A 16,002-nucleotide genomic window follows, 5' to 3' on the forward strand; every position below is an offset into this window, starting at 1 on the left:
AACGGGGATCCAATATAAATAGCGTTAACACTTAATTCAACGCCCCTCTCCGGCCGGTTTATGCAAGTCAGAGGAGAGAATAGCGGAGCATATCCGGACGCTGGCCGCTACGTCAGTGTATTTGTGACGAAATTATAACCAAGTGGTGTGGCGTTTCCGCAACCTCCTGCCTGCCAGTCCCCCCTTAACCCTGGCCGTGGCCGTTACGTATTTGATCCTATTGTTAAGAATAACTCCCCATACGTTGGAATGATCACAAGATTAGCCTATGCTTTATACGCAAGTGATTACTAGGGTATTTGTGTTTTAAGGAAAAAGAATGCTTAAAATAAAACGTAAAAAGGTAAAGCCCATGCGGCTGAAGGACGTCACGATTATCGATGACGCCCGCTTGAAAAAGGCAATTACTGCCGCCGCATTGGGTAATGCAATGGAGTGGTTCGACTTCGGGGTTTATGGATATGTTGCAACGGTATTAGGTAAAATCTTTTTCCCTGATGCCTCACCGGGTATCCAAATTATCGCCGCATTAGGGACGTTTTCTGTACCCTTTATTATCCGTCCGTTAGGGGGGATGTTCTTTGGTGTTCTGGGAGACAAATACGGGCGTCAAAAAATTCTGTCCATCACCATTATTCTGATGACCCTGAGTACCTTCAGTATCGGGTTGATCCCCTCCTTTGCCTCCATTGGTGTCTGGGCACCTGTCCTGCTGTTAATTGCCAAAATGGTGCAGGGTTTCTCTGTCGGAGGCGAATATACCGGGGCTTCCATCTTCGTGGCGGAATACTCCCCCGACAGGAAGCGTGGCTTTATGGGGAGCTGGCTTGATTTTGGTTCTCTGGTTGGCTTCGTCTGTGGCGCGGGGATTGTGGTATTACTTTCCACAATGCTCGGCCATGAAAGCTTCAACGAATGGGGCTGGCGTATTCCGTTCTTCCTGGCTCTGCCGTTAGGGTTTGTTGGCCTGTATCTGCGTAATGCGCTGGAAGAAACTCCTGCCTTCCAGAAACACGTTGAATCGCTGGAAGAGGGCTCTAAACAGGGCCTCAGTGAAGGTCCTTCTGTTCCTTTCAAAGAAGTGGCCCGTAAACACTGGCGTAACCTGATTTCCTGTATCGGTATCGTGATCACCACTAATGTCGCTTATTACATGCTGCTGACGTATGTGCCAAGCTACCTGACACATGATCTGCACTATTCTGAAGATCGGGGCGTATTAATTATCGTCGTTATCATGCTGGCAATGCTGTTTGTTCAGCCAGTGATGGGCTTGCTGAGTGATAAGTTCGGACGTCGTCCGTTTATCATTATCGGCAGCATCGCGATGGTTCTTTTCTCTATCCCGTCGTTTATGTTAATCACGCATCACAGTTTAGCGGCGCTGTTTTTCGGCCTGCTGATCCAGGCAATTATTCTTAACTGTCTGATTGGTGTAATGGCATCAACGCTGCCGGCATTGTTCCCGACCGAAGTGCGTTACAGTGCGTTAGCCAGCACCTATAACATCTCTATTCTGGTCGCCGGTATTACCCCGACACTGACCGCATGGATGGTTGAGGCGACGGGTAATCTCTACATGCCTGCCTATTATCTGATGATTGTTGGTATCATCGGGGTAGTCACCGGTATCAGCATGCGGGAAACCGCGAACAAACCCCTTTACGGAGGAACCCCTGCAGCGTCTTCTATTGAGGAAGCCAAAGAGTTACTGCAGGAGCACCATGATAATATCGAACAGCGTATTGAAGATATTGACGAACAAATTGAGACATTACAGAGTAAACGTCGCAATTTAGTCGATCAGCATCCGGATATTAACGGCTAACTCTGAACCGCCGCTATCCTGTCGGATAGCGGTTTTTTTTCTGCATCGCGCAGAGTCGGTATTTCTTCTCCTGCCGTATTCCTGATAGCGGGTGACCATGCAACAGCACACGCTGTCCGCCTCATTTCACGGCATCCGTCCTTCGCTTTTCCCTGTCTGATCATATTCACCATCTGCTCTGTAAATATGTGTTATTTTCACGTAGCCTGGTACCCGCACAAGTGGTTTCTCCGGTAAGAATATCGTGCCGGCAGAGTTCAGCGCCCAGGTATCGCGAAGGCGGGGCTGGCGTCCATGATTTCATGGCACTCGCTCCGGTTATCGTGCTGGTCGCAGGAATATTTCTGACAGGATAAGATCGTTATGAACGCCTTTTTTTCGCCAACAGCACAATGTATTGTTCGCTGGCAGGATCTCCCGGGAACGGGTATCCCGCTGGTGTTTGTTCATGGTTTGGGGTGCGCATCCTCATATGAATATCCCCGGGTGGTCTGCGACCCTCAGTTCGGAAGACGGCGGGCGATCCTGATCGATTTACCAGGTTGCGGTTACAGTGAGAAACCGGAAGCTTACAGTTATGCCCTCACAGACCAGGCGAAGGTTGTGGCTGAAGTGGTGGAGCATCTGCAGCTTGAAAAATGCTATCTGTACGGACACAGCATGGGCGGAAGTATCAGTATTGAAGCTGCCGGAATGCTGAACCCGCGTTTACAGGGACTGATCGTTTCAGAGCCTAATTTCCATCCCGGCGGCGGATTTTTTAGCCGTAAAATTTGCAGTTACAATGAATACGCGTTCATCAACGGCGTCTGTCAGCAGATGGTAAAGGACGAACCAGGTCCCTGGGCCGGTAGTCTGGCGGTGGATGCCCCCGAGGCTGTCTGGCGGGGAGCCGCAGATATGATAAAGGGCAAAGAGTGGCTGGCGGATTTTATCGGATTGCCAGTGCGTAAGCAGCTAATTTTTGGTGAAAACTCGTTACCTGATGATGATTTCAGCTTACTTTGTGAGGCAGGGGTTTCTGCTGTCGTTTTGCCGGAGTGCGGTCATTGTATGTCATGGGAAGCTCCCGCAGCATTGGCCCGGGCGCTCTCTGCGTTTTGCTGCGGGGAACGGGAGTGAGAATGCTCTCTTATCTGTAATCTATTGATTTATCATAGGGGATAAGTGCATCTGTCAGCGGCTACCTGCCTGCATGTACAGTCGCAGGGTTTTGAACCTCAGGCAGCGGTATATACTTTCCCCGAAGGGTATTACACACAGGAGAGGTCATGAAGGTCACCCAATGTACTGCCAGCGAATGGAGGATGCTGGTGGATATTTTTATCGAAATGGAAACCTATTACCATGGCCCGGTACCGGTCACTCCGGAGGAGATGTCGGATTATCTGCAGCAGAAAGTCTTTCATCCGCAGTCCGGAACACGGGTGTTTAAAGCAGAGCAGGAGGGTGTGGTGGCCGGATTCGCCTGTGCCGCTATCCAGTTCCCGGCACCTCGTTACAGCGGGCAGATGTTTATTAAAGAGCTGTTTGTCTCTGAAAAATTCCGGGGGCAGGGGACGGGAACGCTGCTGATGAAAACGCTGGCGGCGGCAGCTCTGGATGCCGGTTGCCTGCGGCTGGACTGGCTTTCGGATAAACATGATGCGGCAGTACAGCTATTTTATCATGGCGTGGGCGGAGAGGTGATTGAATCAGTGAATTACTTCAGATTATCGGGGGAGCGTTTACGGTCACTGGCGAATAAGGAGCCTTCCGGTAACTCAGAATTTCCCTGATCTTCCCGATGTTGCTCCCTTTGACTGCGGGGGCTACCTGCGTTCACTGAAGAGATGTTGCAGTCAACGGTTTTTTTATGCCTGCCTACTCACCACGGTGACTGTGGCCATCTGCATCTGACCGGGAGTACGACACGGGTTCAAAACAGTATGCAGCAGGCCTCGCATTATCATCTTTTATGATGGCGCTGCCGGCTTCCATAAGGGCTTCACCGGCGTAAGTTTCCGGAAAAAGCCCTTATCACGGCAGGTAAGCAGGACGGTCATACCCGCCTTACTTTGCGGGGATCGCGGCAAATACCTCACTCACTGCTTTGGCTCCCGGATCAATATGTCCCTTCAGGCTTCCGGCACTCAGGTAAGAAGAACGGCCTGCACCCGCTTTTTGCATTTTTGACGTAGATTCAGCGCCTTTCTTCGCGGCCTTAACTACGTTAACCCAGCTTTTTTTACCGGCCAGTGCTTCCAGGGCAGGTTGCAGGGCATCGATCATTGTGCGATCACCGGGACCGGCACCACCGTATTTTTTCATTTGTTCAAGACCGGTCAGTAAACTTTTACCGATATCTTTGTCTTTTTCATAACCCTCTGCGGCAGTGCTGAACAGTAATGACAGCAACACCCCGCCGGAGCCTCCCATCGGCGTCGTAATACTTTCCCCCAGCCAGCGCAGCAGTGCCGGGGTATCATCCAGCGGAAGTTTGCCGGCTTTCAGGGCTTTCCGGACAAACCGTGCTCCGGTGGCCAGTGTGGACCCGGTATCACCATCACCCACATGGCTGTCCAGACTGTTGAGCTCATCTTCATTATCTGTCAGCGCCTTGCAGGCCGCATTGAGGATGGCAGCCACCCGGGCATTATCTGACGGAGTAACGTCGGTATTGTCAGGTAAAGATTTGGCCTTTTGCCAGGCCATTTTTGACGGGGTATAGAGCGGAACCCAGCCACTGACTTCCACCGGAGCCTGCAGGGCTTCAGTCAGCTTCGCTGTGAGCGGAAGAACGGTCAGTGAGATCCCTTTCATATCCAAAGCGCTTACCAGGGTGGCGGGGCCTTGCAGAAAGCGCACACGTTTCCCCAGCGGGGAGTCAAGTACCGCCTGACTGACCAGCGCCAGTTCCAGGACGGAAAATCCGCCCAGATTGTTAATCATCAACAGAATATCAGAGGTTTTGTTCAGGTGCTCTGTTAAAGCGTCACACAACCGGGTGACAATTTCCCGACTGTTCTGAGTCTCCAGGGTAATAATACCGTGCTCGCCATGGATCCCCATACCGAGCTCGCTCTTCCCGGCCGGAACACGTTCACTATCCTCAGCACCCGGCTGATGGCAGGAGGAAAGCGCGACACCGATAGTGGCGACTTTTTTCAGTGCTGCCCGCGTGATACGTGCGACTTCTTTCAGTGAAGCCCCCTGGCTTGCGGCATAGCCTGCAATTTTGTGGGCCAGGATCGTTCCTGACAGCCCGCGAGGCTGAGGATTATCCGGCAGGGCGATATCATCTTCCACCATTACTATCCCGACATCATAGCCGAGCGCCCGGGCTTTTTCGGCGGCGAGTCCGAAATTTAAACGGTCTCCGGTATAATTTTTGACGATCAGCAGGCAGCCTGCATCGCCGGTGACATTGATGATTGCGCTAAGGACCGCATCGACGCCCGGAGATGCAAAAATATCGCCACAGATAGCCCCGGTCAGCATTCCTTTACCGACAAAGCCGGCATGCATCGGCTCATGACCGGACCCGCCACCGGAGAGGATAGCGACCTGAGACTTGTCCCAGTCTTTACGCACCACAACCCGTAATTCCTGATCTGTTTTCAGCCGGGCCAGATTTCCGTACGGCGAAGTACGGATAATTCCTTCAAGGGCATCGTCTATAAGGGTCTCTTTCTTGTCATAGAAAAAATGACTCATCACTATCACTCCTGATAACTGCATTAAGTCGTGTGTAGAGTGTGGGTCAGAACGGGGTTTCCGGCGGGGATTTGAGTTCTTTATGTGATGCAGATCACTTTCCAGTCAGCGAACGGTGTGGGTGGCCCTCCCCGGGGGATGGGCGGTATCGGTTCTGCAGAGGACAGCAAAGGATCCGCGAACGAGGGATTTCCTTTATGCCTGCGATATCAATACCGCTCAGTTCACATCAGTTTTTCTGCCAGAAATGATACACTGAATTTTCTGCAGATGTCCGGGGGAGGTGGCTGTAACCCTCCTGCCGGCCCTGTTTATATTGACCAGAGAGGATAATAGTGACCGTTTCTATAGGTGTGCTTGCCGGGATGGGGCCACGTTCCACCGCTCCGTTTATCGATATGCTGATTTCCGCCTGCCAGTCTCAGTACGGGGCCTGCAACGATGAAGATTTTCCACTGATGCATATTATCTCATTACCCACACCTTTCCGGCCAGGGCATCCCATTGACGAGGCTGCGATGACTCATGCTCTGTGTCAGGGGATCGAGTCTCTGGTCAGTGCACAGACAGATTTTATAGTGGTGCCATGTAATCTGGCACACTGCTATTTCGCAGAAATGAGCCGTGCTGCCGGAACGACCCCTTTACTGCATATTGCGGAAAGTGCAGTACAGCAGCTTCCGGCAACGGTGAAGAACGTTGCGATATTGGCGACGGAACCCGTTATGGCAGCGGGGTTCTGGCAGGATAAGATACGGGCTGCCGGCAAAGAGGTCACCGATTCAGCGCAATTAAGAACGTCAGTGACAACGCTTATCCGGCGGATTAAAGAATACGGTTTTTCAGACCCGGTGGTCAGGGAGTGCTGGCAGACCGTGTTATCACAGCCCGAATTCTGTCAGGCCGACGCCGTTCTGGTTGCCTGCACAGATATCAGCCCGTTGATACCACGACACACCGGCCGGCAAATATTTATTGATACGGCGGAGAACCTCGCGGGATCTGCAATTCGCTACTATACTCAATTAAGATCATTGCAGGGTGACGATTGACGTCACCGTTCTGGTCAGGAAAGGCAGGCCGCAGGTGCGGCCCGCAACGGCTCCCGCAAGTGCAACAAATACGACGCCGTCATCCGTTTTCTCTGAAAAGATATTCCTCACGGTACTGAAGAGCCCGTCACGTTACGCCGTTACAGACTCAGCTACGGCTACGTCAGGGGACCGATGTCGTTATCTGAATTTATCGCGGGCCATTGGCTCACGAATATGTTCATCGGGGATTTCTGCAGTGTCTGATACCGTCGGTTGCCGGTAACCTGCATGTACCGGAGCTTCCAAAGAATGAAACTGCAGAGATTTTGCAAAAGGCGCAACAGAAATAAATAAAAGCAGTAAGGCAAAGGATTTTTTCTTCATGCATTGCTCTCCGTGAAAGTGTCCACAGCATCCTAAATGACCGACAGTAAATTACTGTCATTGAGATTTAAATTACTGGCAGTCGCTGTAACAGCGGGAGAGCGCCATGTTTCTGGTGCTCATAGCTATCGGGATTACCGGAGGGTTAAGCGCTGACCAGAGATGTCCTGGTGCCCGGACGCGTCAGAGAATAGCGGTGGATCCGGCTTAATCGGCAGATTTTACCGGAGAATGACGTTTTTATGATCCGGGTCATGGGGGTTATCCCTTCGATAGGGCATGTTATGGTCGCAGAATCTTTCTGTTGCCACTTTGGAAAAAACACACTGCAAACTGGTTGTAACATTGGTAAAGGATAATTTACCTGTAATCAAAAAGGAGTCTTTATGCTGGCAAAAATGTTTTTACACGGGCGTTATTGTTATGTGGCTGTCACGGAAATGACAGAAATTGAAAACGGTCACCTTAACAGCGATAACAAATCGTTTATGGTCAAACTGGCCAACGGCATGCAGGAAAAAGTTGAAATGAATCCTGCCGGAGTCGCAAACCTGGCCAATGGTTGTATCCACCTCGGCTAATACTTATCATCCTGAGTGCTGTCAGTGCTTCTGACAGGCTCTGTCAAACGGACCTTTCCCTCCTCTGTCATCCTTTCCGTAAATTTCACGACGTGCTGACCTTTTTCCGGGCAAAAAAAAGCCCGCGGTCAGCGGGCAAAGATAACTGGAAGCAATGTGAGCAATGTCGTATCGAATACCTGATTAAATCAGTCAACTATTCGATAGGAATAAAGATAGTGGTAATCATTCTCAATTGCAAGCCCGTTCATTCAATTCATTGAAATTTTTTTCGATGTGTGAATGAAAATGATAAAAATAATTTAATTTCAATGGGTTACATTGAATTTTACGGGCGGTTTAGGTTGTTGCTCACGGGCGGGGAAAAGGGTATCAATAGCGGCGGACAATGGGTGAAGAACGCCATACTGCGAAAATAAAAACCCCGCAACCAAAGTCACGGGGTAAGGGAGTGATACCTGATCCGAAAGAGCCTTGCGGATCAGGGACTCATTCAAAAAATTATTTACGGCCCAGCAGGTAACCGAAGACGACGCCTACCGCCGCTGCAATAGCAACACCGGCATAAGGCTTATCAGATACCTGAGTTTTAATTGTATCTGCAGCATCGCGAACAGCATAGCTTGCTTGAGAGGCATATTTACGTGCCGCACCTTTGGCAGAATGTTCCGGTGAATCAGTCACATCACCAAAAGCTTCCTGTGCTGAGCCTGCCAGTTCTTCAGCTTTATCCTGTACTTTACCCATCATGCAAACTCTCCTTTTTTTCACTGTTATGTAAAATCAATTTAAGTATAGCAGGGGTTTTGTCACTGACTATGGAACCAGAATTTTCTGATGAATTGATGTTTATTTATACAGTCCGGAACCCTTAGCGTACCAGTAATCCCTGAACAAGACTGGCTTTTACCAGTGTGACTTCAGGAATATTCAGGGCGCGCATATAGCCTTCCACCAGCAGGAGGTTACTGACATCGGTGGCCCGATAATCACCATGCAATTCATCATCACGCTTCATTACCTGTTGACCCGCCAGGGTGGATAATTGTGTCAGCGTATAGCTGTCAGGCTTGTTCCCGAATTGCTGACGTATGGAATAATCATGCACTCCGCCAATGCCTATAATTTTACGATGCGGGATCAGTCGCTTCAGTGAGGCATCTACGTCGTTGCTGGCATAGAATTCAACAAACTTCACGGCATTACCGGCATCATTACCAATAGGGTTGGGCGAACTGTCAGGACGCAGTGGCTGGTGTTTTAGCAGGCTGACGATATAATTTTTCAGTGTGACTGACGCCAGTTTTCCCTGGTAAATAACGGGGTGAGGGTGCCCGTGCTGCTTATCCCAGGTGGTCATCTGCATGGATCCTCCGCCGATATCCCAGACAAGAATATCGTCTTTCTGTACACCGGATTGATTCAATGCTGCCCTGGCCGATGCAAAACCGAGCAGGGCTTCCTGCTGCTGGCTGATAATACGAATATGCGCCGATGATTGCTGATTAAATAACTGAATAATTTGCTGTCCGTTTTCTGCATTGCGGAAAACAGCGGTAGCGACGCCTTCAATACTGACCGGATGGAAACGACTGGCCTGTTTTATTTCCTGCTTCAGGGCACTCAGTCCCTGACGGATGATGCTATCCGGTAAGCGATTATCTGCCGCATGCATCAGCGCATCATTATAAGACACCGGGAGCTGCTGCTGATAAAGCATCTTGCGAATTTGATGCTGGCAGGTATCGACCTCGGCCACCGCAATTTTCGTACTGCCGGAGCCGATATCAATCGCTGCACGATTTTGCAGACATGGGGAGGCTGAAACTGAAACGCAAAAGACGACCGGCACAACACTCAGTAGTAAGGTTGCCCATTTTGGCAGCGTCTGCATGGCTTAACTCCTTGTTATCTGTAGACGGATAGAAAATTACTACAAAATATGTCACAGCAACAGAAGAACCTTCGCCTGCCAGCGACTATTACAATCCAACCGAAAAGTGCGGGCGTGACCTTATCACCACAAGATCCCGCGGGGCATCGGGTCGCCGAAAATGTTTCCCCGTCAGTCCCGATGGATTTCCTGTTGTAACCAGCTAAACAGAACATCACAGATGTATTGCTGCAGGTGCTCATCCAGGGGCTGATGTTGCGCTATGTTGTGCCATTTTTGCAGGCATCCCCGGCAACAGGTCGCGGTCGCATGTTGTGCAATAAATACCGGATGTCCGCGCATCGGTGTCTGCTTGCCGTCATTCACCGGTTCAGCGGCGGAAAGCCGGTCGCGGACAAAATCCGCAGCGTGACTCATCACGGTAACGGCACCTTTTTCCAGACAATACTGCCTTTCTTTCTCGCCGAGATGAAAGCGACTGCGGAATCGTGAGGCGGCCAGGCGCCGGAACAGTTGTGGGCGGGCAGGTAACGGCCCGGTCTGAATGCTCATGAGATAGTCATAACCCGTCATGAATTTTATAACATTGTAACGCACTGCGACTTTTTCTGTCGTGCAACAGAGATATTCTGGGCAAGACAATACAGATTTTTCTGACAGAAGATATTTCGGGATACACGATGAAAAAAATACTTGCCACCACACTGGCAATATTTCTGCCGCTGACCGCTGCATTTGCATTAACCCCGCCCAATGATGGTGACGAATTTCAGATCTCCTGTCCGGGACGGGATACCATGACCGTTGACCGTGCGGAGTACGGCATTTCAACACTGATGTGGGGAACCGATAATTTCCAGATAGCGGCAGGGCAGGAAAGGACCCGGCTCAGTGACGGACAACCGGTATGGATCACCATGTTTCGTAACGGAGACCAGTTGATGGTAGATAAAGCCACGCAGAATACCTTCTTTGTTTATGCAGGCACCACGGCACTGGTACCTTGCGAAAGAACGTTTACCCGGCCTGACCCGCTACTGACTCTGACACCGTGGAGTGACACCCACATGGCACAAAATAACGATTCCGGGAACGGGCGCCGGGGAGAACATCGTTACTCGTGAGTCAGTGACGCGGGCGGAAGCGGATGGCCGGTCAGTGTCAGTGAACAACTGTGACCCTGTACCTGCAGGTGAGCGTTAGCGCCGATAGGGAGTGTAACGGTGTCCTGCTCGTGCCCGAAGGGTAATCCGGTGATAAACGGGACTCCGCTCAGGTCACGCAAAGTTTGCCATACCGTGTCGTGGCTGAACCCCTGATCGTACTCAGAGAGTGTGGCGCCACTGAAGTTACCGAGGATCACGGCCTGTTGTTGCTGCAGGATACCGGCATGCCATAGTTGCAGCAGCATCCGCTCAATACGGAAGGGATGTTCATTCACATCCTCAATCACCAGGATCCCTTGTTTCACTTCCGGCATCCAGGGAGTCCCCGTCAGTGAGCAGAGCATGGTCAGGTTACCTCCCCAGAGAGTCCCTGTCAGTGACAGATTTTCTGTTGTCTTTGCGCGCCAGTGGATGGTATAACTTTTTTTCCTCAGGATCTCCCTGAAGTGTTGCAGGGTAAATGCTGAAGGGCTTTCCGCCCCGAAATTTCCGGCCAGCATCGGTGCACTGTAGGTAATTAACCCGGTCTGAGCGAACAGCGCCAGTTGTATGGCAGTAAAGTCACTGTGTCCGCAGAGGGCAACGGGATGATGTGACAGGCGGTCAGCCAGGGCGGTATAACGGATGTCGCTGAGTAATCTGCCGGCACCATATCCTCCCCGTACCGCGAGAGCGATATCAGGCAGTGATGTGCTTCCGGTCAGTTCATTCAGGTCTGCCAGTCGTTCAGCATCGGTTCCGGCAAAACGCTGGAAACGGCGAGTGATAATGTCTGTGTTTTCCAGCCGGTGGCCCTGGTCTCGCAGGTGTTGTACGCCGCGCCAGGCCGCTGCCTGATTGATGCAATAACCGGAAGGGGCAATCAGTCGGATAATATATCTGGCAGTCATAGCATTATCTTCTTCAGGAGAAAGTAAACAAAACACAGATATCACATCATGAAGAAAACAATCGTCGAAGTCACGTTTTTAAACCCCAGGTGATTTCAGACAAACGGTAATTTTACCCGGTTTATAACCCTGTATCATAGGCGACGCAAAATTATCAGGATAAAAACACGTGAAGATAAAGTATCTTGTGCTTTCTGCCTTATTTCTGGCAGGTTGTGCCAGTCAGCCACCCCGGCAACCCACAGAACAGCAAAAATATACACCGTTAATAGAAGCTCCACCTTCAAGAGTACTGACCAATAATGATTGGTCTATTTTCACTGAAGACGCTGCCAGTCATTATGGTGTTGATCAACGTTTAATCAGCGCCATTATTAGTGTCGAGTCCGGTGGAAATCCAAATGCGGTAAGTCGTTCTAACGCCATCGGCCTGATGCAGATAAAAGCGTCTACCGCCGGACTTGAAGTCTATAGGGCTCAGGGAAAGCACGGTGAGCCAACCCGCAGGGATTTGAAAGATCCTGCGAGAAATATTGAGATCGGTACGGCTTATATCAAAATCCTGCAGAAGACCATGCTGTCAGGTATCCATAATCCTGTGACGCTGCGTTATGCGACGATAGTTTCTTATTCAAACGGCGCAGGAGCGTTATTACGTACGTTCTCACCTAACCGCGAACGTGCGATTGCGATGATCAATGACATGACGCCGCAGCAGTTCTATCGCTTTATTGAGCGCAGTCATCCGGCCAGCCAGGCACCCCGCTATTTATGGAAAGTGACCAACGCATACGAAGATAGCTAATGTCTGTGATTGGGCAGAGGCTGAACGCCTCTGCCCAATCATGCATTATGCACCCGGCCGGGCATTATTTCCTTTTTGTTACATGGCTGACGTTTAGTGGCTCCGGGGGGGGATTTTCTGCCGCTTTTTATAGCAATCACTCCGGGGTAACGTGACAATACCTGAAAATGTGCCAGGCTATATCTCTGATAACTTCGGTGTATTGTGAAGTTATCGTTACCACTGGACGGGGACCCGGCCCGGTGGATTAATAATTAATGCTGATTAATTTATGTAAGGAGCAGTTATGGGCATTATTTCATGGATTATCTTTGGTCTGATTGCAGGTATCCTCGCCAAATGGATTATGCCAGGTAAAGATGGCGGCGGTTTCATTGTAACCGTTATCCTGGGGATTATCGGTGCCGTTGTCGGTGGTTGGATCAGTACACTCTTCGGTTTCGGAAAAGTGGATGGATTTAACTTCGGAAGTTTTGTCGTCGCAGTGATTGGTTCACTGGTCGTACTGTGGATTTACAGAAAAATCAGAAGTTAATTCGTCTTTCAGAAAAAGGCCATCTTCGGATGGTCTTTTTTTATGGCATTTTCCGGCGAGTACCGTTGTTATCCCCTCAGGCTGAACCCGTTCACCGGGAAAGCACAAAATGGCCCGTGAAGTCAGCTAGCCCCTCTGTCGGCGAAAGGGGCGGGGTTATCCGGATCTCCCCGGAGGAACAATGCCTCAGGGGATAAATCCCCCCCGGCATTGACAAGGCGGGGCAGGCAACATTAAATACGGCGCTTTGAGAAAGCGTGGGGTGAATCGCTGAGTTTGGTGATCTGCGGCCCGCATCAACACTGAACTTTGCAAGAGATAACCTGAATGAATGAATTTTCGCTGATTTGCCGTATTCTTGGCTCATTGTTTAACCGTGCCCCGAATGATCCGGTGTTACAGCCCCTGTTCACACTTATCCGCGAAGGTAAGCTGCAGCCCGTGTGGCCGCTCGAACAGGACGACCTGCTGAAAACATTACAGAATAACTGTGACCAGCCTGCGCTGGAAGCCGACTACCAGGTCTTGTTTGGCGGTGAACAGCCTGCAGTTTCCCCGTACGGCTCTCAGTGGGAAAATGGTCCCCGGGAAGAAGACGTACGGGCGTTTCTTCAGCAGCGTGGTATGCCTCTGACCGATGCCCCGGCAGATCATTTCGGTATGCTGTTACTGGCAACGTCCTGGCTGGAGGACCAGTCTCAGGAGGATGAATATCTGGCGCAGTTCACGTTATTTGATGAGTATCTGTTGCCATGGTGCGGAGCATTCCTGGGGAAAACAGAAGCCCATGCACGGACTCCGTTTTACCGCACGCTGGCATCCATTGCCCGTGGTGCGATTCAGGCGATGTATGAAGAGCTGGCAGAGCAACAGGATCCGGAGCCGGCAGAGTAATCTGCAGGAAGCCCGGGCCGGGTGTTCTCTTCTGACACCCGGAATACCGCACCCGTCAGGTGTCGGACCAGTGGTGAGTACAACTGTAGACCCAGGCAGGTGGCACGTTTTTTAATACCCGTCGCCTCTGCCAGGTGAAATAGCGTGAAAGCTCTGACTGGGTGAGTGACGTATACTGAAACTGCACGAAAACCCCGCCGGGTGTCAGGGCCTGATGAACCGCGGAAAGTATGGTATGCCGCACCGGGACCGGCAGCGAAAGCAGCGGTAAACCGGAAAAAATCGCATCATACTGACCTGTCAGACGTTCAGCAGATTTGGCGTGAACCTGCAGGCGGGGATCATTGATTGTCCGTAACCGGGAGACCAGGGGCTGACTGATCTCAAATACATCTATCGTCGCTTCTGCTGACATACGGTTCAGCAAAATTTTAGTCAGAACACCGTCACCGGCACCCAGTTCAGCCACTTTCTGAATAGCTCCCCAGTCGGCACAGCCGGCCATAGATTCACACAAGGCCATCGATGATGGGGTAATGCTGCCTACTTTCCGGGGGTTACGGATAAACTGTTGAACAAAACCTGCCTTAGAACGTACCAGACTGATGGCAGAAGCCAGCATGTAAACCTCCATGATCAAGTTAACCTTATTACTATGTACCCGATCCACAGATAAAGTGCCTGCACTGATGACAAAAGAGATCATTATCAGAATAGTCTGCACGTTGTAAACGAGGCCGATGTTGCCGGAAGTATACTGGCGACGGCAATCTGCAGCAAAAATCACTCTCTGCAGGGCTGTCTTTCTCCTCAGGCCGGATATCTCTTCCGTCAGTCAGAAAGGGTTTTCGGGGACTTAGGGAGACGAGTGGTGACGTTCTTCTCCGCTCTGGCGGCTTGCGGCAACCCCGGTCATCACTCTGCTATAAGGTGTAAACCGTCAGGCCGGGGATGTGGCCGGAGGGGAGAGTTGCGGATCCGGCAGGAGAGCCACGGTACAGGTCTGTGGCGGAAAACATGAGGGCGGAAGGTGGCCCGCCAACTGACGGGCCACAGAACAGCTTATTTAAAAAACATCACCGAAACACATAGCAGACCCACAACCAGCACCAGGAAATTGGCCACAGACCGGTAAGGGCGTAACGCGGGTACCAGCCAGGTCGAAAGCGTCGGCATAATAAACAGGATCAAAGCGATCAACGGGCCGCTGATGGCATAAATCATCGACAGTGCATTCGGGTTAATACAACACACAATGAAGGTGAACAGAGACACTATCGCCAGTGATAATCCGCGGCTCAGTTTAGGTCCGGGGTTAAAACCGGCAAACTGTGCAGTGGAAGATACGACCTGGGTTGCACCTTCAATGACTCCGAAATAGGTCCCAAGGAATGATTTCGACATCGCTACCACGGCGACAATGATCCCCGAGGCGCTGAGCCAGCCCGCCGACGAAGACATCATCGATAATGCAGATAAAATGGTCAGCCCCTGGGTTTTAGCGATTTCCACATCCTCTGCCGGGATCGCCATAAAACAACTAAAGACGAAGAACAGTACACTCAGGCAGATGATCAGATAGGCCACTTTCATGATTTTTTTGCATTTGGCCATCGCCTGATCATGATATTTCTCGCGCTGAGCCACGGAAAAAGTAGAAATGATTGGGGTATGACTAAACGCGAAAACCATCACGGGAATTGAGAACCAGATGTCATGCAGCGTATCCGGCGTGTAGGTTAACCCGGAGGTGAGCAGGGAAGGCTGCCAGTGACTGCTGAGATATACCGAAAGAAACAGGAAGTAGGCAATCAGCGGGAACACCAGGAATCCCATGACTTTTATGGTGACATGGCGGCCGGTCAGGAAAATCAGGTTCAGAGTTGCGACCACGCCCAGACTGAGCAAGACTCTGGTGCCTTCACCGACCACCTGATGTCTGGCCAATTGTTCAGCCAGTGAATTGGTGATGGCGACAGCATAGATCAGGATAACGACAAAGAACGCGACAAAGTAAAGGATCGAAATCAGATTACCTATTTTTTTACCGAAAAATTGCCGGACTGCAGAGGTGATACCGTCCTGCTGATCACCGGCTTTTGAGGCCAGAATAAACTGACACAAGGCTTTGTGCGGCCAGTAGGTTAAGGGCCAGGCCAGTAAGGCTGTCAGAAATAACACTACCGCTCCGGCCGATCCTAACTGAATAGGCAGAAATAACGTCCCGGCGCCGACAGCAGTACCATATAGCGCAAAGCTCCACAAAGTCTCTTCTTTTGACCAACATTTAATCAT

The 16,002-nt window shown here is 50.8% G+C and carries 17 protein-coding genes; 9 read left to right on the plus strand and 8 right to left on the minus strand.

From position 1 onward, the window contains the following. Positions 1–319: 319 nt before the first annotated feature. The 3 genes from proP (at position 320) to CG67_RS04690 (ending at position 3,606) form a co-directional block, all read left to right on the plus strand. Positions 320–1,828, plus strand: a complete 1,509-nt coding sequence (proP, locus tag CG67_RS04680; RefSeq protein WP_025901824.1) for a glycine betaine/L-proline transporter ProP — start codon at positions 320–322, stop codon at positions 1,826–1,828. 363 nt (positions 1,829–2,191) lie between these two features. Then, positions 2,192–2,950 (plus strand): alpha/beta fold hydrolase, encoded by a 759-nt coding sequence (locus tag CG67_RS04685; protein WP_025901825.1) that lies wholly within the window; start codon positions 2,192–2,194, stop codon positions 2,948–2,950. 149 nt (positions 2,951–3,099) lie between these two features. Continuing rightward, positions 3,100–3,606 (plus strand): GNAT family N-acetyltransferase, encoded by a 507-nt coding sequence (locus CG67_RS04690; protein WP_025901826.1) that lies wholly within the window; start codon positions 3,100–3,102, stop codon positions 3,604–3,606. 274 nt (positions 3,607–3,880) lie between these two features. Here the strand turns inward: CG67_RS04690 and CG67_RS04695 are convergent, their stop codons facing one another. Then, complete coding sequence (locus CG67_RS04695; protein WP_025901827.1) at positions 3,881–5,524, minus strand: dihydroxyacetone kinase subunit DhaK; 1,644 nt, start codon at positions 5,522–5,524, stop codon at positions 3,881–3,883. Positions 5,525–5,859: 335 nt separating this feature from the next. On the opposite strand from CG67_RS04695, the gene CG67_RS04705 reads away from it, so the two are divergent. Further along, positions 5,860–6,576, plus strand: coding sequence for an aspartate/glutamate racemase family protein (locus CG67_RS04705; protein ID WP_051546324.1), 717 nt, complete (start codon positions 5,860–5,862; stop codon positions 6,574–6,576). 180 nt (positions 6,577–6,756) lie between these two features. On the opposite strand, the gene CG67_RS04710 is transcribed toward CG67_RS04705, so the two are convergent. Next, entirely contained in the window at positions 6,757–6,942 is a 186-nt protein-coding gene (locus tag CG67_RS04710) for a hypothetical protein (RefSeq protein WP_025901830.1), read from the minus strand. Between the two features lie 386 nt (positions 6,943–7,328). Between CG67_RS04710 and CG67_RS04715 the strand changes: the two genes are divergently transcribed. After that, positions 7,329–7,523, plus strand: coding sequence for a hypothetical protein (locus tag CG67_RS04715; protein WP_025901831.1), 195 nt, complete (start codon positions 7,329–7,331; stop codon positions 7,521–7,523). Between the two features lie 501 nt (positions 7,524–8,024). Here CG67_RS04715 and CG67_RS04720 read toward each other — a convergent pair. From CG67_RS04720 to CG67_RS04730, 3 genes are all read right to left on the minus strand, one after another. Next, entirely contained in the window at positions 8,025–8,273 is a 249-nt protein-coding gene (locus tag CG67_RS04720) for a CsbD family protein (protein WP_025901832.1), read from the minus strand. Positions 8,274–8,394: 121 nt separating this feature from the next. Beyond that, positions 8,395–9,417 carry a Ppx/GppA phosphatase family protein gene (locus CG67_RS04725; RefSeq protein WP_084764911.1) on the minus strand — a complete coding sequence of 341 codons (1,023 nt, stop codon included), beginning with the start codon at positions 9,415–9,417 and terminating at the stop codon, positions 8,395–8,397. 171 nt (positions 9,418–9,588) lie between these two features. Next, positions 9,589–9,969 carry a DUF4186 domain-containing protein gene (locus CG67_RS04730; protein WP_051170998.1) on the minus strand — a complete coding sequence of 127 codons (381 nt, stop codon included), beginning with the start codon at positions 9,967–9,969 and terminating at the stop codon, positions 9,589–9,591. A gap of 128 nt (positions 9,970–10,097) precedes the next feature. On the opposite strand from CG67_RS04730, the gene CG67_RS04735 reads away from it, so the two are divergent. Continuing rightward, a complete protein-coding gene (locus tag CG67_RS04735; RefSeq protein ID WP_051170996.1) occupies positions 10,098–10,541 on the plus strand; it encodes a hypothetical protein in 444 nt (147 codons plus the stop codon). Here CG67_RS04735 and ldcA read toward each other — a convergent pair. Further along, on the minus strand, positions 10,532–11,473 hold the full coding sequence (ldcA, locus tag CG67_RS04740; RefSeq protein ID WP_025901836.1) for a muramoyltetrapeptide carboxypeptidase: 942 nt from the start codon (positions 11,471–11,473) through the stop codon (positions 10,532–10,534). The two genes, CG67_RS04735 and ldcA, sit on opposite strands and share 10 nt — an antisense overlap. A 169-nt stretch (positions 11,474–11,642) precedes the next feature. Here ldcA and CG67_RS04745 point away from each other — a divergent pair, with 169 nt between their 5' ends. The 3 genes from CG67_RS04745 (at position 11,643) to CG67_RS04755 (ending at position 13,707) form a co-directional block, all read left to right on the plus strand. Continuing rightward, positions 11,643–12,278 carry a transglycosylase SLT domain-containing protein gene (locus CG67_RS04745; RefSeq protein ID WP_025901837.1) on the plus strand — a complete coding sequence of 212 codons (636 nt, stop codon included), beginning with the start codon at positions 11,643–11,645 and terminating at the stop codon, positions 12,276–12,278. A gap of 286 nt (positions 12,279–12,564) precedes the next feature. Continuing rightward, entirely contained in the window at positions 12,565–12,813 is a 249-nt protein-coding gene (locus CG67_RS04750; RefSeq protein ID WP_025901838.1) for a GlsB/YeaQ/YmgE family stress response membrane protein, read from the plus strand. 327 nt (positions 12,814–13,140) lie between these two features. After that, positions 13,141–13,707: a molecular chaperone gene (locus tag CG67_RS04755; protein ID WP_025901839.1), complete on the plus strand. Its 567-nt coding sequence runs from the start codon at positions 13,141–13,143 to the stop codon at positions 13,705–13,707. Positions 13,708–13,762: 55 nt separating this feature from the next. Here CG67_RS04755 and CG67_RS04760 read toward each other — a convergent pair whose 3' ends face one another. Both CG67_RS04760 and CG67_RS04765 read right to left on the minus strand, forming a co-directional pair. Then, positions 13,763–14,329, minus strand: coding sequence for a class I SAM-dependent methyltransferase (locus CG67_RS04760; RefSeq protein WP_025901840.1), 567 nt, complete (start codon positions 14,327–14,329; stop codon positions 13,763–13,765). Between the two features lie 440 nt (positions 14,330–14,769). Beyond that, complete coding sequence (locus CG67_RS04765; RefSeq protein WP_025901841.1) at positions 14,770–16,002, minus strand: amino acid permease; 1,233 nt, start codon at positions 16,000–16,002, stop codon at positions 14,770–14,772.

The organism is Tatumella sp. UCD-D_suzukii (genome assembly GCF_000611875.2).
Lineage (GTDB): Bacteria > Pseudomonadota > Gammaproteobacteria > Enterobacterales > Enterobacteriaceae > Tatumella > Tatumella ptyseos.